Source organism: Pantoea phyllosphaerae (assembly GCF_051025595.1).
In the GTDB taxonomy this organism is placed as follows: domain Bacteria; phylum Pseudomonadota; class Gammaproteobacteria; order Enterobacterales; family Enterobacteriaceae; genus Pantoea.
The window spans coordinates 17,512-38,921 of record NZ_JBPFDE010000004.1 but is presented as its reverse complement, the minus strand read 5'-3'; the positions used below and the strand labels follow the sequence as shown (position 1 = coordinate 38,921).

Here is a 21,410-nt window from a genome sequence, read left to right as displayed (position 1 = left end):
CACCGTTTAAGTGTGCAATAAGTCGCGAAAAGGTAAACCTGAAGGCGAAAAAAAACCGTCAGCCTGAGCGGACGGTTTGCCTGTGAAACAGCACAGGGATGCGGGTGTCAGAGGCAGATGGCAAAGACGCAAACTCGGCATCCCTGCCTGCTCGGCCCCTCTCCCGCCTGGAGAGATCACATCACGGCGGCAAACGCCTGCGCGACCTGCTGCACGTTATTGCTGTTTAGTCCGGCGACGCAGATACGGCCGCTGCCCACCAGATAGATGCCGAACTCTTCACGCAGCCGATCAACCTGCTGCGCGCTCAGGCCCGTGTAGCTAAACATGCCGCGCTGCTTCAGCAGGTAGTCGAAGTTTTTGCCAGGCAGCGCGGTGCTGAGCACGTCCACCAGCGTTTTGCGCATGGCGATAATACGCAGGCGCATCGCCTCGACTTCCGCCAGCCAGTTCGCTTTCAGGGCATCATCGTTGAGGACGCGCGCCACCACCTGCGCGCCGAAGTTCGGCGGGCTGGAGTAGTTGCGACGCACCGTGGCTTTCAGCTGGCCCAGCACGCGTCCCGCCTCTTCGGCGCTGTCACACACGATAGAGAGGCCGCCGACGCGTTCGCCATAGAGCGAAAAGATTTTCGAGAAGGAGTTGCTGACCAGCGCCGGCAGACCTGCGGCGGCGATAGCGCGAATAGCATAGGCGTCCGCTTCCATACCCGCGCCGAAGCCCTGGTAGGCGATATCGAGGAACGGGATCAGCTCCTGCGCCTTCAGTACCTCAACGGTTTGATCCCACTGCGCGTCAGTGAGGTCGGCGCCGGTCGGGTTATGGCAGCAGGGGTGCAGCAGCACGATGCTCTGCTTCGGCAGCGCTTTCAGCGCGGCGAGGAAGGCGTCGAATTTTACGCCGTGGGTCTCGGCGTCGTACCACGGATAGCTCTTAACCTCGAAACCTGCGCCGTTGAAGATCGCCACATGGTTATCCCAGGTCGGATCGCTGACCCAGACACCGGAGTTTGGGAAGTAGCGCTTGAGGAAATCCGCGCCGACTTTCAGCGCGCCGGAGCCGCCCAGCGTCTGAATCGACGCGATACGGCCCGCCTTCAGCATCGGGTGTTCAGCGCCGAACAGCAGCGGCGCAATGGCGTTGCGGTACGCGTTGAGGCCTTCCATCGGCAGATAGAGCGACGCCTGCTGCGGCTCGGCCTTGAGCTGCTCTTCTGCGGCGGCGACCGCCTGCAGCTGAGGAATAATGCCCTGCTCGTCGTAGTAGAGGCCGATGCTGAGATTCACTTTATTCGTGCGCGGATCCTGTTTAAAGGTTTCCATTAGCGACAGAATCGGATCGCCGGCGTAGGCATCAACGTTTTGAAACACGGTGCAGATCTCCATGTGTGGTCTTAAAAATCAGAGGTGTATGCAGCATTAAACCATGTACCGTCCGGGACGATGGTTCATGGCGATAATCAGGTTAAGGATCACTGCGCCCGCGACCGACGCCAGCAGCATCGGCCCGCTGACGACGAACAGCGACGCCAGCACGACGCAGGTATCGACAGCCATTTGCAGTTTGCCGGCGCGCAGCCCAATGCGATCCTGCAGCCACAGCGCCAGGATATTGATCCCGCCCAGGCTGGCTTTATGACGAAACAACACTATAAACCCAATGCCCATGATTACGTTACCGAACAGTGTCGCATAAAAGGGATTGAGCGCGGAAAAGTGGACAAAGAGCGGATGCAGATGGGTAAAGAGCGACACCAGCCCCACCGCGCAGAAGGTTTTCAGCGTGAATTCCCAACCCATGCGGCGCACTGCAAGCCAGTAAAACGGCAGGTTGATCAGGAAAAAGGCGCTGCCGAACGAGAGCGGCGACAGGTAGCTGATCAGGAAGGCGATGCCGGCGGTGCTGCCGGTTAGCGCGCCCGCTTGCTTCAGCATTATGACGCCGAAGGAGACCATCAGCGTGCCGAGCAGAATGGCCAGCGCGTCTTCGATACGCGAATGGGGGATGCGGGTAGGTTCTACGACGTTATCCATAGGAAATCTTATTGCACTCTCAGCGAAATAAAGCGTGGCCTTAAGATGCAAAAAACGCACCATGCCGTCAGCGTTGAGTCGCCTTCGGCAGGTGCAAGTAATTATCCAGTTGATAACTAAGGCGCTTTTGTTGCTTGTTTTTGTGCACGCCTTGCGGATAAACCGTCAATTCATGCACAAATTCGAATTTCGACGCATATTTTTTGCATTATCTGGCGCACGGCTGCACCAATTAAGCACATCATGCACTTTTTTGGCGCATTTTGTGCGCTGGCGCCATCATCAGCCCGTTCTCTTTCAGGCGCCCCAGCACCACCGAGGTTTTTACATGCGACACGCTTTGATGGCCCGCCACCAGTTGGCTTATCAGCGCGCTCAGCGAAGCGAGATCCGCTACGGCGACTTTCAGCAGGTAATCGGCGTCGCCGGTGGTTTTGTAGGCGTCGACAATCGCCTCTTCTTGCTCAACCATGCGGTGAAAGCTGTCAACGTATTCGGCGGTGTGGTTAATCAGCCGCACCTCAATCAGACCCACCATGCCCAGTCCAACCGCATCAGGCGACAGACGCGCATGATAGCCGAGGATCAAATTCGCCTGTTCAAGGTTAATGCGGCGACGCGAACATTGCGAAGCCGACAGGCCCACTAAATCGCTCAGCTCCTGGTTGGTCAGGCGGCCGTTAGACTGCAATAAGGTCAGGATTTTCAGATCGTAATCATCTACATGAGTCATGCTGCTTCCAGTGCGTAATCGTGCGCTGTAATACAGATAACCTGATTAACGGCGGGGTTGTCCAACACTATTTTCTGATGATGCGAGGCAGCATGCACAGATCGTGCATGCCGACAGAAGGGGTTATTCGTCGTCGTAAGCCGGACCGGCATAGTTGTCGAAGCGCGACCACTGGCCGTTAAAGGTCAGGCGCACCGTACCGATAGGGCCGTTACGCTGTTTACCCAGAATAATCTCGGCGATGCCTTTAAGATCGCTGTTTTCATGGTAAACCTCGTCGCGGTAGATAAACATAATCAGGTCGGCGTCCTGCTCGATAGAGCCAGATTCACGCAGGTCGGAGTTGACCGGACGCTTATCGGCGCGCTGCTCCAGCGAGCGGTTGAGCTGCGACAGCGCCACTACCGGCACGTTGAGCTCTTTCGCCAGCGCCTTAAGCGAGCGAGAGATTTCGGCGATCTCCAGCGTACGGTTGTCGGAGAGCGACGGCACGCGCATCAGCTGCAGGTAGTCGATCATGATCATGCTCAGCCCGCCGTTTTCGCGGAAGACGCGTCGCGCGCGCGAGCGTACTTCGGTCGGCGTCAGGCCGGAGGAGTCGTCGATATACATATTTTTCTTCTCCAGCAGGATGCCCATGGTGCCGGAGATACGCGCCCAGTCTTCATCGTCAAGCTGGCCGGTACGGATGCGCGTCTGATCCACGCGCGACAGCGACGCCAGCATACGCATCATGATCTGCTCGCTGGGCATCTCCAGACTGAAGATCAGCACCGGCTTGTCGTGCAGCATGGCGGCGTTTTCGCACAGGTTCATGGCGAAAGTGGTTTTACCCATCGACGGTCGCGCCGCGACGATAATCAGATCCGACGGCTGCAGGCCGGCGGTCTTTTTATTCAGGTCCTGATAGCCGGTGTCGACGCCGGTCACGCCGTCGTGCGGCGTCGAGACCAGGGATTCGATACGCGAAACCGTAGCTTCCAGCACCTCCTGGATGTTCTTCGGCCCTTCATCTTTGCTGGCGCGCGACTCGGCGATTTTAAAGACGTTGGACTCCGCGAAGTCGAGCAGTTCGTCGCTGTTACGTCCCTGCGGATCGTAACCGGCGTCGGCAATCTGATTCGCTACCGAGATCATTTCGCGTACCACCGCGCGTTCGCGCACGATATCCGCATAGGCGCCAATGTTCGCCGCGCTGGGGGTATTTTTCGCCAGCTCCGCCAGATAGGCGAACCCGCCCGCCATCTCCAGCTCACCGCGCGTTTCCAGCGACTCGGAGAGCGTGATCAGGTCGATGGGCTGGCCCGCTTCCAGCAGACGCTGCATCTCGGAAAAGATCAGGCGGTGCGAGCGGTTGAAGAAATCTTCCGCCACGACGCGCTCGGAAACGTTGTCCCAGCGCTCGTTATCCAGCATCAACCCACCCAGCACCGACTGCTCCGCTTCAATCGAATGCGGCGGCATTTTAATACCTTCCAGCTGCCGGTCGGGCGTGTCGTTCGATTTGTTGGTGGGTTTATTTCCTGCCATAGTGAATGCAATACCGATCTTCTGAGGGGACGCGCCAGTATACCTTATGGCGGCGCACCTCTCACGCCTCATGTTGAACAATCACAGGAGTAAAAATGGCAAAGCGTATTCAGTTTACCGCGCAGGGCGGGCCTGAGGTTTTGCAGTGGGTAGATGTCGATCCTGCCGATCCTGGTGAACGCGAAGTGCAGGTAGAGAACCGCGCCATCGGCATTAACTATATCGATACCTACGTGCGCGGCGGTCTTTATCCGGTTCCCGCACTGCCGTCAGGCCTTGGCACCGAAGCGGCGGGCGTGGTGAAGCGCGTCGGCAGCGCGGTCACGCGCTTTAAGCCGGGCGATCGCGTTGTCTATTGCCAGGCGACGCTGGGCGCCTACAGCGAACTGCACAACGTGGCGGAAGATCGCCTGATGCTGCTGCCGGACGCCATCAGCTTTGACCAGGCTGCCGCCAGCTTTCTGAAGGGGCTGACCGTGCACTATCTGCTGCGCCAGACCTACCGGGTGAAGCCGGACGAGACCTTTCTGTTCCATGCGGCGGCGGGCGGCGTCGGTCTGATCGCCTGCCAGTGGGCGAAAGCGCTCGGCGCGCATCTTATCGGCACCGTCGGTTCGGCGGAAAAGGCGAAGCTGGCGAAAGCGGCAGGCGCCTGGGCAACCATCAACTACCGGGAAGAGAATATCGCCGAGCGCGTCAGCCAGTTGACCGACGGCAAAAAGGTCGCGGTGGTGTATGACTCGGTGGGCAAAGATACCTGGGAAGCGTCGCTGGATTCGCTGCGTCGTCAGGGGCTGATGGTGAGTTTTGGTAATGCTTCCGGGCCAGTGACCGGCGTAGATTTGAGCATTCTCAACCAGAAAGGCTCGCTGTTCGTCACCCGCCCTTCGCTCTACGGCTATATCACCAATCGCGAAGAGCTGGAGCAGGCGAGCAACGATCTCTTCTCGCTGCTCGCCAGCGGCGCAATTAAGGTTGAGGTGCCGGAACAGCAGAAGTTCCCGCTGAAAGAGGCGGAGCGAGCGCACCGCACGCTGGAAAGCCGCAGCACTCAGGGATCCAGCCTGCTTATTCCCTGATGCCTGAACGCAAACGGGGCTTCCCGTAGGAAGCCCCTTTTCTTTTTATCGTTCGCGCTGGTGTAGGGACAGCGGCGATGAATTCATGTCGACTCAACGGCAATCATCCTGGCAGAAAACATAAGTAAAAAATATGTTTAATTGCGAAACGCGCATAAGCAATCTGTCAGTCTGTGATCGCACCCGCAATTAATAGCCGCGGCGTCGTTCTAACTTGCTGATTTTACGACGCAGCCTGCGACGCGCCCGTTCGCGACCGTCGCCGTAAAAAGCGCGATACACCCAGGCGGCAACCAGCGCCAGCGCCAACCAGGGCAACAATTTGATTACAAGCGCAAACAGGCCGCCGATGAACATCACTGCTGTCGCGACGACCAGCGCCGCCAGCACGCCCAGCAGCGAGACGCCTGTCACCAGAAGCATCAGAAAAAAGCCCAGCACAAACAGAATTTCCACGTTTTTACTCCTCTTGTGAATTCTACAGCTTTATTACAAGAAGCGTGCCAGAGCTTATCTGTTTGAATATAATGAATAAAATCCGCACTCACCGCCAAAACCATGGTGAATTTCCTCACTTTTTGGCGTAAAAAAAACCAGCACTCAGGCTGGCTTTTTCTGCTCCCACAGAGGGTCAGGCTTCCTGCGGGATCCTATCTGCTACCAGCGCCAGCGCCGCTTCCAGCACGCGTACGTCTGCACCCGGCTTATGCGCGTTTTCACTCAGATGGCGACGCCACTGACGCGCACCAGGAATGCCCTGGAACAGGCCGAGCATATGGCGCGTAACGTGGCCAAGATAGGTGCCCTTCGCCAGTTCCGCCTCGATATAGGGATACATGCTGCGCACCACCGCGACCGGATCCGCGGCTGGCGCGTCACGGCCGAACAGCTCGCGATCGACCTGCGCCAGCAGGCCCGGATTCTGGTAGGCCTCGCGTCCCATCATCACGCCATCAAGATGCTGCAGATGCGTTTTGGCCTCTTCCAGCGACTTTACGCCACCGTTGATGGCGAGAGTAAGCTGCGGGAAATCACGCTTTAGCTGATAGACGCGCGGATAGTCGAGCGGCGGAATTTCACGGTTCTCTTTCGGGCTCAGGCCGGAAAGCCAGGCTTTACGCGCATGGATGATAAAAGTGTCACAGCCGCCGCGCTGCGCGACGGTGCCGATAAAATCGGTCAAAAATGCGTAGCTGTCCTGCTCGTCGATGCCGATGCGGGTTTTTACCGTCACCGGAATCGACACCACCTGACGCATGGCGTCGATGCACTCGGCCACCAGCGACGCTTCCGCCATCAGGCAGGCGCCGAAGCGTCCATTCTGGACGCGATCGGAAGGGCAACCGACGTTGAGGTTGACCTCATCGTAGCCACGCTCTTCCGCCAGCTTCGCACACTGCGCCAGCGCTGCCGGATCGCTGCCGCCAAGCTGCAGCGCGACCGGATGTTCCGCCTCGCTGTAGGCCAGGTAGTCCCCCTTGCCGTGAATAATGGCGCCGGTGGTCACCATTTCGGTGTAGAGCAGCGCGTCGCCAGTCAGCTGACGATGGAAATAGCGACAGTGTCGGTCGGTCCAGTCGAGCATCGGCGCGATAGAAAAACGTTGCGGGGAGAAAGAATTGCTCATGAAGCGCAGAAAATCCGTATAAGGGTGATGATAATCTGCGCAATGATAGCACATTAACAAGGTGCCGGGCGACTCTGCGTCGCCCGGCCTGAAGACGGCTGCGAATCGGCCGATCAGAAGTTAAACCCGAGCTGCATCATTGCGCCCCAGGTATTGTTGTCGCCGACCGAACCTGCCAGATCCAGATGCACCGCGTTGTTGAACGGCGAGACGCCGAAGCCGGCGGTGAAGACGTTTTCGTCGTTGGATTTCATATCTGCGCGGTAGCCAGCGCGCAGCGCCAGCCAGTCCAGCACGCGGTATTCGCCGCCGACGCCAGCGTACTGGCTGCTCTCTTCCGATTTAAAGCGTTTCGTTTCGGTAAGATCGACATCCAGCGCCGCGGTAAAAGGTCCACTGTTCCACGACAGACCAGAGGTCACCAGCGGACGGATCTGATAGGTGTCGCGATAGCCGTTAGTCTCTTTCGTTTTCAAATCGCGCGACACCAGGTTCTGTCCGGTGACGCCCAGCGTCCAGCTGTCGCTCAGCGGCGTCGCTAAGCCAGCGTCGACGTTAAAGCCGGTGTTATCGCTGCGGTAGCGGCTGCCGTTGAGGTCGTTTTTATCGTAGTTGTAGATGCTGGCGGTGTAGTTATAGAGCCAGGTTTTCTGAATCTTCGGCGTGACGCCGATCGAAACCGGATGCCCCGCCACGCTGAACTCGTGCGCAACGGCGATGCCGTAGTCAGTGACCAGCGCCGCCAGTCCGTTTGCGCTGGAGCGCAGATTATTCTGGTCGCCCGGTACGGGGATCACGGTACCGTTGGCTACGCCGTCAAGATAGGCGATGTCGCTCTGCGCCACGTTGGCGCGCAGGTGCACCGTGCCGTACGCCTTGGTGATAAAGGCAAAGGGCAGCGTTTCGTTGGGAACGGTCACCGCCAGCGCAACGCCCGCCGTGCCGTTGGCCTTATTGCCGCGCAGGTCGCGCAGCTGGTTCGCCACGTCTCGCGACGCCGTTTTGAGCTGCGGATAGCCGTTAAGGAAGTCACGAAAGGTCAGGCCATTGATGACGCCACGATAGCGGTCAACGGTGTCGCTGATGTCATCAACCTTATCGACCATCTTGTCTTTATCGGTAATCTGCAGGCCAGCAGAAGGAAAAATAATGCCGACGTTATCGTCCGGCTGCGCACGCGTCATCAGCGCCGGGTTCGCCAGCACGGCGGAGCTCCACGTAGAGGAGGCAACGCCGGTACCGCCCATCGCATCGTTGCGCGCGTCATACCAGGTCCCCGCGGCCATCGCAGAAGAAGAGATAAAGAGCGCGTTTAAAACAGCAGGATATAAAAGCGCAGAGCGCCGGGAAATTTTGTTCGCCATTTGTCTGCCATCACCTTGATCAGGAAAACATTCATCATCGGAATTTGTCGTTAGCGCTATTGTGAATCCTGACTAACGGTTCATTGCTGTGAATTGAGTCGAAACAGCACTGTTATTCGCCGGATTGGATGTTTTAGCTACAAATCGGCGCTTTTATTATTTAGCGGGGTAGTCAAAAAGGATATTAAGGCCAGCCGTTGCTTAAGGCCTCATGAACATTAGTGCTTAACCTGGTGAGTTGTAAAGTAAAACGCTATTTTTGTGAGTTAATATCTCAATGAGGGTGGCACTGATTAGCATCACAGAGAGAACGTTATCTACCCTTTGCCAGCCTAATGCATTGATATTAATAGATCATGACAGGGATTAGGCTGAACGCGCGCAACCTAAGCGCAAGTGCGTCTGCTGTGATAAGATAACATCTCGTTTTCAGCGGAGAATCACCATGTCGACAATGACGCCAGAAAAAATCATGACGCAGGCGGAAAAGCTCTGCCTGCAACGCGGCGTGCGGCTGACCGCGCAGCGCGCTGAGGTGTTACGTCTGATGGCGGCGCAGCATGGATCGATTAGCGCATACGACCTGCTGGATCAGTTACGCGCCAGCGAGCCGCAGGCAAAACCGCCGACGGTTTATCGCGCGCTCGATTTTTTACTGGAACAGGGATTTATCCATCGCGTGGAGTCGAACAACAGCTACGTGGTTTGCCATCACTTCGAGGCACCGGCACATACTTCGGTGATGCTGGTATGCGAGCGCTGCGCGGCAGTCACGGAAAAGCAGGCGGAGGGCGTAGAGAATATCATCGCCGATCTGGCTGGCGAGGCACGCTTTACGCTACGGCACAGCGTGATTGAAGCGCATGGTCTCTGTACACGCTGTGCGGAAGTCGAGGCCTGTACGCATCAGGATAGCTGCAGTCACGATCATGAGTCTGAGGGGAAAAAGCGCGGAAAAAGAGGGTAAGCGGCACATCCCTGTGCCGATCGCTAAGGTGAATCCTGAGCGAGGAGATTACCAGCGGTAATCTTTATTCTGGGTTTCCCAGTCTGAGACTTCTTTCTCTGCCTCATCCTTAGCGTAACCGTAGCGTTCCTGAATTTTGCCGACGAGCTGATCGCGTTTGCCTTCGATAACCTGCATGTCATCGTCGGTCAGCTTGCCCCATTTTTCTTTGAATTTACCTTTGAACTGCTTCCAGTTACCGCTCGCTTCGTCTTTATTCATTTTAGACCTCCACGTCATCCTTAGTTTTACATACCACCGCATAGCGGCAGTACGACAATACAAAGCGCTGCTGTATCGCGCTGTTGTAAGACAATTATAGTAGACGAATCGGCAAGTGGCGGATAAATACAGAATAATCTGTCAGGCGCAGCGCACTACGACTGGCGCAGTGCGCATAAATTAACTTTGAAACCAGCGGTTTAAGCGCCATTCATGCCGCCAGATCAACCAAAGCGAAACGCCACGCAGCGCAAGAAAAACCGTTACCGCCAGCCACAAGCCGTGATTGCCTAACCAGGGGAGAGTCAGCAGCGTCAGAAAGTAGCCAAGCGCGGCCACCGCCATACTGTTACGCATTTCGCGTCCGCGCGTTGCGCCGATAAACAGGCCGTCCAGCAGATAGCACCATACGCCCGCCAGCGGCAGAACGATCTGCCAGATAAGATAGCGATCTACCAGCTGCCGCAGGGAATCCAGCGACGTCAGCATCGACACAATAGCGTCGCCGCTCGCCGCGTAGATGAGCGCAAAGGCCAGTGCGACCATGCCCGCCTGTCGGCAGGCAGCGTGCCATACCGACAGCAGCCGTTCTCCATCGCGTGCGCCATAGGCCTCGCCAGAGACAGCTTCCACTGCATAAGCGAAGCCGTCGAGCGCATAGGCGGTAAAGGTGATGAACATCAGCAGCACGGCGTTAGCGGCGACAATCTCCGGCCCCAGCCGCGCGCCAATAAGCGTCAGTGAAGCAAAGCAGAGCTGCAGCAGCAGCGAGCGCAGCATAATGTCGCGATTGAGGCGCAGCAGGCGGCTGATATCCCCGCGCCAGCTCGCTTTTAACATCGCAATCGAGATGCCGCGCAGCTTCAGCACGCGCCACACCATCGCCAGTCCGACCGCCAGCGTGACATACTCGGCCAGCGCCGTGGCGCTCGCTGCCCCTGCCACGCCCCACTTCATCCCGAGTACCAGCCAGAGATCGAGCAGAATATTGACCGCGTTGCCTACCACCAGCAGCACGACCGGCGCACGGGCGTACTGCACGCCCAGCAGCCAGCCGAGGATCACCATGTTCGCCAGCGTCGCCGGTGCGCTAAGCCAGCGGATATTGATAAAGATGGCTGCCTGCGCCTGCACCTGTGGATCGCCGCCCGCCAGCCGACCTGTCAGCACGCTAAGCGGCTCGCGCAGCAGGATAAACAGCAGGCCCGCAAGCAGCGCCATCAGCAGCGGCTGCGTCAGGGCGCGCGCCAGCGCTTGCGTATCGCGTGCGCCGAAAGCCTGCGCGGTGATGCCGGTGGTGCTCATGCGCAGAAAGAGTAAAAGCATGAAGACGAAGCTGGTCGCGGTCGCGCCAATCGCTACGCCGCCAAGATAAACCGGGCTGTCGAGATGGCCGATAACGGCGGTATCCACCAGGCCAAGCAGCGGTACGGTGATATTGGAGAGGATCATCGGCAGCGCCAGCCGCCAGAGTTGTCGGTCGTCAGCAGAGAAGAGACGCATCAGCCGGTCCATGCCTGAAAACGTAAAAAGAAGCGAGGCGGCCCCGGCGCGGCGTCAGCCGCAGGAGGCGCATGAAAAGATTATCGTACAGACGCCTGACGAAGGGATGCAGGCGTCTGAAGGCCAGCGGTCAGAGCCACTCGCCGTTGCGCACTACGCCTACCGCCAGACCTTCGACGGTCAGCGACTGCGTGCGAGTGTCGACGACAATCGGTTCGAAGTCGTTGTTTTCCGGCAGCAGATGAACCACAGTGCCCTGCTTTTTCCAGCGCTTTACCGTGACTTCATCATCAATGCGCGCCACCACAACCTGACCGTTACGCACATCCTGCGTTTTATGCACCGCCAGCAGATCGCCATCCATAATGCCAATATCTTTCATCGACATACCGGCGACGCGCAGCAGGAAGTCAGCAGAAGGCTTAAACAGGTCGGGGTCAACTTTGTAATGGGTTTCAATGTGTTCCTGCGCCAGCAGCGGCTCACCGGCGGCGACGCGGCCGATTAACGGCAGGCCATTGGACTCTTCCTCTTCCATCAGCAGGCGGATGCCGCGTGATGCGCCGGAAACGATTTCAATAACGCCTTTACGCGCCAGCGCTTTGAGGTGTTCTTCAGCGGCGTTAGGGGAACGGAACCCCAGCTGCGAGGCGATCTCCGCACGCGTTGGCGGCATGCCCGTCTGGTTGATATGGTCGCGAATCAGGTCATAAACCTGTTGCTGCCTGGTGGTTAATGCTTTCATCCCGCCCCCTGGTTGTTTATACAGTCGCTGTGAGTATATACAGGTATTGGTGAAATGAAAACCAAAACCCAGGGAAATAACAGCCGTTTGGGCAATAATGGAAAGGCTATCGCAAATGGGTCCAGAGCAGCGCGATCCAGACAAACAGTGCCAGTATGATAGCGATCAAGACGGCGGCAGAGCCCATATCTTTCGCCCGCCCCGCCAGCGGATGACGCTCCTGGCCGATACGGTCAACTACCGCTTCAATCGCGCTGTTAAGGATCTCAACGATGATCACCAGCACGACCGAGCCGATCATCAGAATGCGCGCGACGGTGTCGACATCCAGCCAGCAGGCGATCGCGATCGCGACAAGGGCGGCCGTGGCTTCCTGACGAAACGCAGCTTCATGCTGCCAGGCGGCGCGTAGCCCTTGCCACGAGTAGCCTGCCGCTTTCACTATCCTGAGTAAACCGGTGGTATGACTTGCCATTGCGAGGGAACCCTTTTAGTTGTTTGACGTCAATGTCTGGGCCAGGTGCGTTTGGCACCACCACAGATCTTCGCAGCACTTTCTGATATGCTTGCGGCGCTTTGCTAACAAGAGGCTTCATGTTGTCTATGTCAGGTTGGCGTAAACTTTATTATAAATTGTTGAATTTACCACTTTCTATTCTGGTAAAAACGAAGGCTATTCCGGGCGATCCCGTTTCCGAACATGGGCTCGATCCGACGCGGCCGATTATGTACGTGCTGCCATACGATTCCAAGGCGGATTTGCTGACGCTGCGCCAGCAGTGTCTGAAGCATAATTTGCCCGATCCGCTCTCGCCGCTGGAAATTGACGGCGCGCTGCTGCCGCGCCACGTGTTTATCCACGACGGCCCGCGCGTATTTCCCCATTTTGGGCCGAATACGGAATCGGTGAAAATTTTTCACGAGTACCTCGATCTGCATCGCAACAATCCTCAGCTCGATATTCAGATGCTGCCGGTATCGGTGATGTTCGGCCGCGCGCCTGGCCGCGAGGTTCAGGGTGACGATACGCCACATCTGCGCGAGCTTAACGGGGTTGAGAAGTTTTTCGCCATTATCTGGCACGGCCGGGACAGCTTTGTGCGCTTTTCCCCAACGGTTTCATTGCGCTGGATGGCGACGCAGCACGGCACCGATAAATCGATCGCGCAGAAACTGGCGCGCGTGGCGCGAATTCATTTTGCCCGCCAGCGATTAGCCGCAGTCGGCCCGCGTCTGCCAGCGCGTCAGGATCTTTTCAACAAGCTGCTGCAGTCCAAGGCGATTGAAAAAGCGGTGGAAGACGAGGCGCGCAGTAAAAAGCTTTCCCATGAGAAGGCGCAGCAGAACGCCGTCGAAATGATGGAGGAGATCGCTGCAGACTTCTCTTATGAGGCGATACGCGTCACCGATCGCGTGATGGGCTGGCTGTGGAGCCGTCTCTATCAGGGCATCAACGTCAACGGCGGCGAACGCGTACGCCAGCTGGCGGAAGATGGCCATGAGATTGTCTATGTGCCCTGCCACCGCAGCCACATGGATTACCTGCTGCTCTCCTACGTGCTGTATCACCAGGGTCTGGTGCCGCCGCATATCGCCGCAGGCATCAACCTGAATTTCTGGCCAGCCGGCCCGATCTTCCGCCGCCTGGGCGCGTTCTTTATCCGCCGCACCTTTAAAGGCAATAAACTCTACGCCACCGTGTTCCGTGAATATCTCGGCGAGCTCTTCAGCCGTGGCTACTCGGTCGAATATTTCGTTGAGGGTGGGCGCTCACGTACCGGTCGTCTGCTCGATCCGAAAACCGGCACGCTGGCGATGACGCTGCAGGCGATGCTGCGCGGCGGCAAGCGACCGATTACGCTGGTGCCGATCTATATCGGCTATGAGCACGTCATGGAAGTGGGCACTTACGCCAAAGAGCTGCGCGGCGCGGCAAAAGAGAAAGAAGGCTTTATGCAGATGGTGCGCGGCCTGCGTAAGCTGCGCAATCTGGGCCAGGGCTACGTTAACTTTGGCGAACCGCTGCCGCTGGTGAACTACCTCAATAAGCAGGTGCCAGAATGGCGCGACGCCATTGACCCGATTGAACCGCAGCGTCCCAGTTGGCTGACGCCAACGGTGAACGATATTGCGGCGCGCCTGATGGTGCGCATCAATGAGGCAGGCGCCGCCAACGCCATGAACCTGTGCGTGACCGCGCTGCTCGCCTCACGTCAGCGCTCGCTAACCCGCGAGCAGCTGATTGAGCAGCTGGAGTGCTATACCGAACTGCTGCGCAATGTGCCCTATTCTCCGGAATCGACCGTGCCGCCGCTGTCAGCGGAAGCGCTGCTAAACCATGCCATGAGCATGAATAAGTTCGAAACCGAGCAGGACAATATTGGCGATATCATCATTCTGCCGCGCGAGCAGGCGGTGCTGATGACCTATTACCGCAACAATATTCACCATATGCTGGTGATGCCGTCGCTGATCGCCGCCATTATTCAGCAGCATCCAAACCTGAGCGAAGCCGAGCTGCTGCGACAGGTGCGGCTGATCTACCCGATGCTGAAAAGCGAGCTGTTCCTGCGCTGGGAAATCGACGCGCTGCCGGCGCTGCTGAGCGCCCTCTGTCAGGAGCTGGCGCGTCAGGGGCTGATTACCCTGCAGGATGGCCAGATGCGTCACACCGCCGCGCGTTATCGCACGCTGCAGCTGCTGGCTGCGGGCATCCGCGAGACGCTGCAGCGTTTCGCCATCACCTTCTCGATCCTCAGCGCGAAGCCAACCATCAACCGCGGCACGCTGGAGAAAGAGAGCCGTATGCTGGCGCAGCGTCTTTCGGTGCTGCACGGCATCAATGCGCCGGAGTTTTTCGATAAGGCGGTGTTTACCACGCTGGTGCTGACGCTGCGCGACGAGGGGTATATCAGCGACACCGGCGACGCCGACGTCGAGCGTACGCAGGCAACCTGGCATATTCTGGCCGACCTGGTGACCAGCGACGTGCGGCTGACCATCGAAAGCGCGGTGGCGCACGAGTAGCCCGCCGCGGGCAGCAAAAAAAGAGGGCGACAGAGATGTCGCCCTTTTTTGTTGCCTGGAAGGTGCCTGCGCGGTGGGCATGGGTGCCCGTTAAAAAACGGCGTTCAAAAAAGCTGGCTAAACGGCGGCGTATTCAGCACTACGCCGATAAACACCACCAGGCCGACATAGTTATTGTTGAGGAAGCCCTGAAAGCAGGCGTCGCGCTCGCGGCCAACGATTAGCTTTTGCTGGTAGAGAAACAGCGCGGCGGCACCGAGCAGCGACCAGTAAAAGAAGGCGTTAAGCTGCATTAGCAGGCCCACCAGCGCCAGCAGACCCAGCGTTGCGAGCTGCAGCAGGCCGATAATCAGCTTGTCGTAACGTCCGAAAAGAATCGCCGTTGATTTGACGCCAATCTTGATATCATCGTCGCGGTCAACCATGGCGTACTGCGTATCATAGGCGACGGTCCAGCAGATGTTTGCCAGGAATACCAGCCAGCATTCTAATGGTAAGGACTCACTAACCGCAGCCCAGGCCATCGGAATTGCCCAGCCGAACGCCGCGCCCAGCACCACCTGCGGCAGATGGGTATAGCGCTTCATAAAGGGATAGCACCAGGCCAGCGCCAGACCACCGAGCGAAAGCAGAATCGTCATCAGGTTCATGGTCAGCACCAGCGCGAACGCCAGCAAGCCCAGCAGCACAAATAAGATCTTCGCCTCTTTCTCGCTGACCGCGCCGCTGGGCAGCGGACGGCCCGCGGTACGCTTCACGAAGCCGTCGACCTTGCGGTCGGCGAAATCGTTAATCACACAGCCCGCCGCGCGCATCACAAACACGCCGAGCACAAACACCACCAGCACCGGCAGCGGTGGCACGCCCATACCCGATAGCCAGAGCGCCCACAGCGTCGGCCACAGCAGCAGCAGCGTGCCGATCGGTTTATCAATACGCATCAGGCGGCTATAGGCCTGAAACTTGCTCATCTGTACGCTTTTTTCCACGTTTAGTCATCCTCAGGCCAAGTCGCGATAGAGCGGCGAGGCGGGTAAAAACAGTTCGGTTAGCAGTAGCGGCTTGCCTGACAGCCGCAGGCGCGAGCGACGTCCCCAGAGCGCGCCGATGTTGCCCGGTTCGATAAAGTCGCGGCTTAAGGTTGAAGAGGAGAAGAGATAGCGGCCAAGCGGGCGCGTGCCCAACTGTTGCAGCATCAGCTCCGGGCCGTTGAGCGTGCTCTCCGGCACCAGCGTGCGGCCGATGAGCCAGGGCTCGTCATCGCCGCACAGCACGATCTCGCGCAGCCAGAAGCGCGCATCGTCCGGCAGAAGCGCCCTTTCGTCGGTGAGCTCATCGGCGTTGATAAAGCCTTCGCGCATCGGCCGCACCGTCACCTGCCGACAGTGCTGCTCAAAGCGGCGCGTCATGGAGTCCTCCTCCATTAGCCAGTCCAGCAGCGGCGCAGTCAGCGTCGGATGCGTGGATGGCAGCCAGTTGAGCGCGCGTAATAAGCTGAGCGCCTCTTGCGACATATCACCACTCCCGTCAATTTTGAGGGCAACAGTGTAGCGCAGAGGCGCGGCGGGCACACCTGGCGACGCTTATTCGCGCTTGAGGCGGTTGCTGTTCGCCAGCCACAGGGTCACCACCAGGATCAGGATGGCGCCGGAATAGCAGAGCGTATCGAAGGGATTTTTATGGTCGACGATAATCAACCGAATGATCGCCGTAATGCCGATGTAAACAAAATAGCGCAACGGGAAGTGATAGCCGGACTGGAAGTATTTGACGATCAGCGCGATAAATTCAAAGTAGAGGAAATAGATCACAATCCCCTCAATCAACAGATAAGAGGAGGCCTGTTCCCCAACGTTCAACAGCACGTTAGCAAGATGCAGGGTCTCTTTGCCCAGAAACACCGCCAGAATAACCGCCAGCGCCAGCAGTCCCAGGTTCAGCACCCATTGCAGCGCCAGTGCGATGTACTGACCGCCAGTGGGTTTAACGTTCATGATTTGCCTCGATAATGGCTTGTTAGTAAAGAATCGCCATCATGCTGTAATGTGATATCGATCACAAGATACCGCCCGCGCTTCCCTTGCTGCTGCAAACAACAATCCAGCATCGTTTCTCTTCTCGACTCAGCGAACTGGTCTACAGTTAAAAGGTCGGCAGCGCACGCAGGTCGCTTAAAATTCAGGAAAAATTGCGCCCGTCTGACCGTTCGTTTTGCAGATTGCTTTTTCCGTCAGGCTGGCTCTCTGCTGCTTTTTAGCCTGACGGTTATGGAGTGGCATGACGTGTTGACCCTGCTTAATCTTCTCTCCGCCGTTGCCCTGCTGGTATGGGGCACCCATATCGTGCGCTCCGGCATTATGCGCGTCTTCGGCGCCGACCTGCGCCGCGTGCTCAGCCGCAGCATCGAAAAGAAACCCATGGCTTTTCTGGCGGGTATCGGCGTAACCACGCTGGTGCAGAGCAGTAACGCCACCACGCTGCTGGCGACCTCGTTTGTGGCGCAGAAGCTGATGGGCCTGACGCCTGCGCTGGTGGTGGTGCTGGGCGCCGACGTCGGCACCGCTATCATGGCGCGTATTTTGACCTTCGATCTCTCCTGGCTGTCGCCGCTGTTTATCTTCTTCGGCGTGGTCTTTTTCCTGTCGCGCAAGCAGACGCGCATCGGCCAGATGGGCCGCGCCAGCATCGGGCTCGGGCTGATTTTGCTGGCGTTGCAGCTGATTGTCAGCGCTGCCCGGCCGATTACGCAGGCGGCTGGGGTGCAGGTGCTCTTCTCCAGCCTGACCGGCGATATTCTGCTGGATGCGCTCATCGGCGCGGTCTTCGCCATTATCAGCTACTCCAGCCTGGCGGCGGTGCTGATTACCGCCACGCTGACCGCCGCAGGCGTCATCTCGTTCAAAGTGGCGCTCTGCCTGGTCATCGGCGCCAACCTCGGCAGCGGCCTGCTGGCAATGCTGAACGCCAGCGGCGCCAACGCCGCCGGCAAGCGGGTGGCGCTCGGCAGCCTGCTGTTCAAACTGCTCGGATCGCTGGCGGTGCTGCCCTTTATCAACCTGCTGGCCCTTTGGCTGGATAAGATGCCGGTCAACGACGAAGAGCTGGTGATCTTCTTTCACGTCTTCTACAACCTGATCCGCTGCCTGATTATGGTGCCCTTTGCCGACCCGATGGCGCGGCTCTGCACCCGCCTTATCGGCGACGATGCTGAGGCGGAGATGGCGATGAAGCCTCGCCATCTCGACCGCAGCGCGCTGGATACGCCGACGCTGGCGCTGGTCAATGCCGCGCGCGAGACGCTGCGCATCGGCGACGTGCTGGAGATGATGCTGGAGGCGTTTAATAAAGTGGTGCACGGCGAAGTGCGCGAAGAGCGCACGGTGCGGCGGCTGGATGATGACGTGGACGTGCTCTATACCGCCATCAAGCTCTATCTGGCGCGCATGCCGAAAGAGGATCTGTCGGAGGAGGATTCGCGCCGCTGGGGTGAAATTATTGAGATGTCGCTCAATCTTGAGCAGGCGGGCGACATTATCGAACGCATGAGCGGCGACGTGGCGGATAAGGCGCTGACGCCGCGTCGCGCCTTCTCGGCGGAGGGCATCAGGGAGTTAGAGACGCTGCATGAGCAGCTGCTGGCGAACCTGCGCCTCAGCCTGTCGGTGTTTCTCTCGCGCGACGTCACCAGCGCGAAACGGCTGCGCCGCGCCAAGCATCGCTTCCGCATTCTGATTCGTCGTTTTTCGCATGCGCATGTCGAGCGGCTGCATCAAAAGAACGTCCAGAGCATTGAAACCAGCTCGCTGCATCTCGGTCTGCTGGGCGATATGAAGCGTCTGAATTCGCTGCTGTGCAGCGTGGCCTATACGCTGCTGGAGCAGCCGGACGACGAGCGGGACGAGGAGTGAAGCGGGGGCGCCCGGCCCCCGCTCTGTTACTTTTTGTCGACCGGTTTGCCTGACCAGTAGCCCGCCAGCAGCGAACCAGAAAGATTGTGCCAGACCGAAAAGAGCGCGCCCGGCAGCGCGGCCAGCGGCGAGAAGTAGAGCTTGCCCAGCGTCGCCGCCAGTCCGGAGTTCTGCATGCCAACCTCCAGCGCCAGCGTGCGGCAGGTCGACTCGTCGAAGCCGAACAGCTTGCCGCCCCAGTAGCCGCCCAGCAGCCCGATGGCGTTATGCATCACCACGGCGGCGATGACCATCAGGCCGACCGATCCGATAAAGCTCTGGCTGCCCGCCACCACGGCGCTGATGATCAACAAAATGCATACCATTGAGAACGCCGGCAGATAAGGCTCGATGCGGCGTACCAGACCGTTAAAGCTGTGGTGGACGATCAGCCCCAGGCTAATCGGGATCGCCACGATCTTCACGATGCTGAGCAGCATACCCACCACATCTACCTGAATATGCGTATCGACGTAGAATCGCGTCAGCAGCGGCGTTGCGAAAACGCCCACCAGCGCGGAGACCGAAGAGATGGTCACCGACAGCGCGACGTCACCTTTCGCCAGATAGATCATCACGTTCGAGGCGGTGCCGCTGGCCACGCTGCCCACCAGGATCATGCCTGCGGCGAGATCCGGCGGCATCTGGAACAGCTTCGCCAGCGCCCAGGCGGCGAGCGGCATCACCAGATAGTGCAGAAAGGTGCCGGCGATCACCGGCGCCGGACGCACCAGCACGCGTTTGAAATCGTCGATATTAAGCGTAACGCCCATACCAAACATAATCAGCATCAGCAGCCAGGAGACCCAGGGTCCGATGCCGAGAAAGGTGCCGGGCGAGTAGTAGGCGGCCACCGAGAGCAGCACGGCCCACAGCGGAAACAGGCGGGTTAATTTGGCGAGCATAGCCAGACTTCCTTCTTTGTATGTTGTGTTTTTTCGCGGATTTGCCACAGAGAAACGCGACGCAGGAACGGGTGCGCCAGCGGAGCGGGATCATAACATTTCGTTATCGCAAGGTGAGGCCAGAAGGGAAAATGGGGATCGACTGCTGCCGATCCGCCAGACAGGGCCAGCAATACGCTGGCTTTTACGCAAAAAAGCGGTCGATCGCACCAGCCGGATCCGATCCGGCCGGGCAGATCCTTACTCGAACAGGTTTTTATGCAGCGCGCGCACCACGCTTTCTGCATCTTCGCCCGGCACCAGGAAACAGAGGTTGTAGCTGCTGGCGCCGTAGCAGATCAGGCGCAGGTTAAACGGCTCAAGCGTGCCGAACACCTCTTTGCCAACGCCGCGCGCTCGGGAAAGGTTGTTGCCGATGAGCGCCACCAGCGCCAGGTTCTCTTCTACTTCAACGCGGCAAAGTGACGACAGCTCCGTCAGCAGCGCCTGGGTCAGCAGGCTGTCGCCGGTGGAGGTCGAGCCGGTGGTGTCGAGCGTCAGCGCCACGCTCACTTCCGAGGTGGTAATCAGATCCACGGAGATATTATGGCGCGCCAGAATAGTGAACACTTCGACGAGGAAGCCGCGCGAGTGCAGCATGTTCAGGCTGTGCAGCGTCAGCAGCGTCTGGCGACGACGCAGCGCCAGCGCGCGGAACAGCGGCGGGTTGGCGGTTTCGCGATGCACGCGCGTGCCGCCGGCGGCGGGATCTTTGCTTGAGCCGACAAACACAGGAATGTCGCTGCGCACCGCCGGCAGCAGCGTCGCCGGATGCAGCACCTTGGCGCCGAAGATCGCCATTTCGGTCGCCTCTTCAAAGGTGATGTCGTCGATACGCTTCGCGGACGGCACCACGCGCGGGTCGGTGGTGTAGATGCCCGCCACGTCGGTCCAGATATCGACGCGCGCCGCTTTCAGCGCCTCGCCGAGCAGCGCGGCGGTATAGTCGCTGCCGCCGCGTCCCAGCGTGGTTGTGCGGCCCTTTTGCTCGCTGCCGATAAAGCCCTGGGTAATCACCAGCGACTGCGCCAGACGCGGCGTCAGCAGCGTGGCGGCCTGTTCGGCCAGCGTCGCGATTTCCGGCTCGGCGCGGCCAAAACGGTCATTGGTGCGCATCACTTTACGCACGTCGAACCACTCCGCCTCAACCTGACGCTCGCGCAGGATCTCCACGAACAGCAGCGTGGACATCAGCTCGCCGTGGCTGACCAGTTCATCGGTAAGCGCGTTGGAGGTCGCCAGCGAGGCGGCGTCGGAAAGCATGGTGATGTTTTCGAGCATGCGGTCGATTTCATCACGGATAACGGCCGGATTTTGCAGGCGTTCGACAATCGCATACTGGATGCGGCGAATTTCGTCCAGCAGGTAAGCGCGCTGCGCCTGCTCCTGGCCTTCCGCCAGCGAAACCAGCAGGTTGGTCACGCCCGCCGAGGCGGAGAGCACCACCAGACGCGTGTTGGCATTGGCCAGCACCACATCGGCGCTGCGGTTCATAGCATCGAAATCGGCAACGCTGGTGCCGCCAAATTTCGCCACGATCAGAGTTTGAGACATTTACGACCTCGTGTCAGGTTATCTTCTCCCGCGTTTATGGGACGGGAGACATTGTATCAGCCTTGGCACAAGGGAAGAGCAGAATTGGGCAGACAA

The 21,410-nt window shown here is 58.7% G+C and carries 20 protein-coding genes; 4 read left to right on the top strand and 16 right to left on the bottom strand.

The features are described 5' to 3' along the window. Nucleotides 1-176 precede the first annotated feature (176 nt). The 4 genes from ACR6A7_RS07210 to dnaB form a co-directional block, all read right to left on the bottom strand. Entirely contained in the window at nucleotides 177-1,370 is a 1,194-nt protein-coding gene (locus ACR6A7_RS07210; RefSeq protein ID WP_434124163.1) for an amino acid aminotransferase, read from the bottom strand. Nucleotides 1,371-1,418: 48 nt separating this feature from the next. Next, nucleotides 1,419-2,033 carry a YitT family protein gene (locus ACR6A7_RS07205; RefSeq protein WP_048781400.1) on the bottom strand — a complete coding sequence of 205 codons (615 nt, stop codon included), beginning with the start codon at nucleotides 2,031-2,033 and terminating at the stop codon, nucleotides 1,419-1,421. Nucleotides 2,034-2,274: 241 nt separating this feature from the next. Further along, nucleotides 2,275-2,766, bottom strand: a complete 492-nt coding sequence (locus ACR6A7_RS07200; RefSeq protein ID WP_434124162.1) for an Lrp/AsnC family transcriptional regulator — start codon at nucleotides 2,764-2,766, stop codon at nucleotides 2,275-2,277. Between the two features lie 123 nt (nucleotides 2,767-2,889). Beyond that, on the bottom strand, nucleotides 2,890-4,296 hold the full coding sequence (gene dnaB / locus ACR6A7_RS07195; RefSeq protein ID WP_033793192.1) for a replicative DNA helicase: 1,407 nt from the start codon (nucleotides 4,294-4,296) through the stop codon (nucleotides 2,890-2,892). Between the two features lie 95 nt (nucleotides 4,297-4,391). Between dnaB and ACR6A7_RS07190 the strand changes: the two genes are divergently transcribed. Then, nucleotides 4,392-5,375: a quinone oxidoreductase gene (locus tag ACR6A7_RS07190; RefSeq protein WP_434124161.1), complete on the top strand. Its 984-nt coding sequence runs from the start codon at nucleotides 4,392-4,394 to the stop codon at nucleotides 5,373-5,375. 189 nt (nucleotides 5,376-5,564) lie between these two features. Here ACR6A7_RS07190 and pspG read toward each other — a convergent pair whose 3' ends face one another. The 3 genes from pspG to ACR6A7_RS07175 all read right to left on the bottom strand — a co-directional run bounded on the left by pspG (nucleotide 5,565) and on the right by ACR6A7_RS07175 (nucleotide 8,366). Continuing rightward, entirely contained in the window at nucleotides 5,565-5,831 is a 267-nt protein-coding gene (gene pspG / locus ACR6A7_RS07185; protein ID WP_434124160.1) for an envelope stress response protein PspG, read from the bottom strand. A 175-nt stretch (nucleotides 5,832-6,006) separates the two neighbouring features. Further along, nucleotides 6,007-7,002, bottom strand: coding sequence for a tRNA dihydrouridine(20/20a) synthase DusA (gene dusA / locus ACR6A7_RS07180; RefSeq protein WP_434124159.1), 996 nt, complete (start codon nucleotides 7,000-7,002; stop codon nucleotides 6,007-6,009). A 113-nt stretch (nucleotides 7,003-7,115) separates the two neighbouring features. Further along, a complete protein-coding gene (locus tag ACR6A7_RS07175; RefSeq protein ID WP_434124157.1) occupies nucleotides 7,116-8,366 on the bottom strand; it encodes a conjugal transfer protein TraF in 1,251 nt (416 codons plus the stop codon). Between the two features lie 445 nt (nucleotides 8,367-8,811). Here ACR6A7_RS07175 and zur point away from each other — a divergent pair, with 445 nt between their 5' ends. Then, the gene (gene zur, locus ACR6A7_RS07170) at nucleotides 8,812-9,333 is read left to right on the top strand and encodes a zinc uptake transcriptional repressor Zur (RefSeq protein ID WP_434124155.1); all 522 of its coding nucleotides are present in this window, start codon (nucleotides 8,812-8,814) and stop codon (nucleotides 9,331-9,333) included. A 48-nt stretch (nucleotides 9,334-9,381) separates the two neighbouring features. On the opposite strand, the gene ACR6A7_RS07165 is transcribed toward zur, so the two are convergent. The 4 genes from ACR6A7_RS07165 to ACR6A7_RS07150 form a co-directional block, all read right to left on the bottom strand. Beyond that, on the bottom strand, nucleotides 9,382-9,594 hold the full coding sequence (locus ACR6A7_RS07165; RefSeq protein WP_033749146.1) for a CsbD family protein: 213 nt from the start codon (nucleotides 9,592-9,594) through the stop codon (nucleotides 9,382-9,384). Between the two features lie 180 nt (nucleotides 9,595-9,774). After that, the gene (gene dinF / locus ACR6A7_RS07160) at nucleotides 9,775-11,097 is read right to left on the bottom strand and encodes an MATE family efflux transporter DinF (RefSeq protein ID WP_434124153.1); all 1,323 of its coding nucleotides are present in this window, start codon (nucleotides 11,095-11,097) and stop codon (nucleotides 9,775-9,777) included. 130 nt (nucleotides 11,098-11,227) lie between these two features. After that, nucleotides 11,228-11,842, bottom strand: coding sequence for a transcriptional repressor LexA (lexA, locus tag ACR6A7_RS07155; protein ID WP_371242798.1), 615 nt, complete (start codon nucleotides 11,840-11,842; stop codon nucleotides 11,228-11,230). A gap of 106 nt (nucleotides 11,843-11,948) precedes the next feature. Further along, nucleotides 11,949-12,317 (bottom strand): diacylglycerol kinase, encoded by a 369-nt coding sequence (locus tag ACR6A7_RS07150; protein WP_434124152.1) that lies wholly within the window; start codon nucleotides 12,315-12,317, stop codon nucleotides 11,949-11,951. A 128-nt stretch (nucleotides 12,318-12,445) separates the two neighbouring features. Here ACR6A7_RS07150 and plsB point away from each other — a divergent pair, with 128 nt between their 5' ends. Beyond that, nucleotides 12,446-14,869, top strand: a complete 2,424-nt coding sequence (gene plsB, locus ACR6A7_RS07145) for a glycerol-3-phosphate 1-O-acyltransferase PlsB (protein WP_434124412.1) — start codon at nucleotides 12,446-12,448, stop codon at nucleotides 14,867-14,869. Between the two features lie 104 nt (nucleotides 14,870-14,973). On the opposite strand, the gene ubiA is transcribed toward plsB, so the two are convergent. The 3 genes from ubiA to psiE form a co-directional block, all read right to left on the bottom strand. After that, nucleotides 14,974-15,840: a 4-hydroxybenzoate octaprenyltransferase gene (gene ubiA / locus ACR6A7_RS07140; RefSeq protein WP_434124410.1), complete on the bottom strand. Its 867-nt coding sequence runs from the start codon at nucleotides 15,838-15,840 to the stop codon at nucleotides 14,974-14,976. A gap of 30 nt (nucleotides 15,841-15,870) precedes the next feature. Continuing rightward, entirely contained in the window at nucleotides 15,871-16,383 is a 513-nt protein-coding gene (gene ubiC / locus ACR6A7_RS07135; RefSeq protein ID WP_434124151.1) for a chorismate lyase, read from the bottom strand. Between the two features lie 69 nt (nucleotides 16,384-16,452). Further along, nucleotides 16,453-16,863: a phosphate-starvation-inducible protein PsiE gene (gene psiE / locus ACR6A7_RS07130; RefSeq protein WP_033749140.1), complete on the bottom strand. Its 411-nt coding sequence runs from the start codon at nucleotides 16,861-16,863 to the stop codon at nucleotides 16,453-16,455. A gap of 288 nt (nucleotides 16,864-17,151) precedes the next feature. On the opposite strand from psiE, the gene ACR6A7_RS07125 reads away from it, so the two are divergent. Continuing rightward, on the top strand, nucleotides 17,152-18,777 hold the full coding sequence (locus ACR6A7_RS07125) for a Na/Pi cotransporter family protein (protein WP_434124150.1): 1,626 nt from the start codon (nucleotides 17,152-17,154) through the stop codon (nucleotides 18,775-18,777). Nucleotides 18,778-18,803: 26 nt separating this feature from the next. Here the strand turns inward: ACR6A7_RS07125 and panS are convergent, their stop codons facing one another. Together panS and lysC are read right to left on the bottom strand one after the other, a co-directional pair. Further along, on the bottom strand, nucleotides 18,804-19,721 hold the full coding sequence (gene panS, locus ACR6A7_RS07120) for a ketopantoate/pantoate/pantothenate transporter PanS (protein WP_434124149.1): 918 nt from the start codon (nucleotides 19,719-19,721) through the stop codon (nucleotides 18,804-18,806). A gap of 240 nt (nucleotides 19,722-19,961) precedes the next feature. Next, the gene (gene lysC, locus ACR6A7_RS07115; RefSeq protein ID WP_434124148.1) at nucleotides 19,962-21,314 is read right to left on the bottom strand and encodes a lysine-sensitive aspartokinase 3; all 1,353 of its coding nucleotides are present in this window, start codon (nucleotides 21,312-21,314) and stop codon (nucleotides 19,962-19,964) included. Nucleotides 21,315-21,410: the final 96 nt, after the last annotated feature.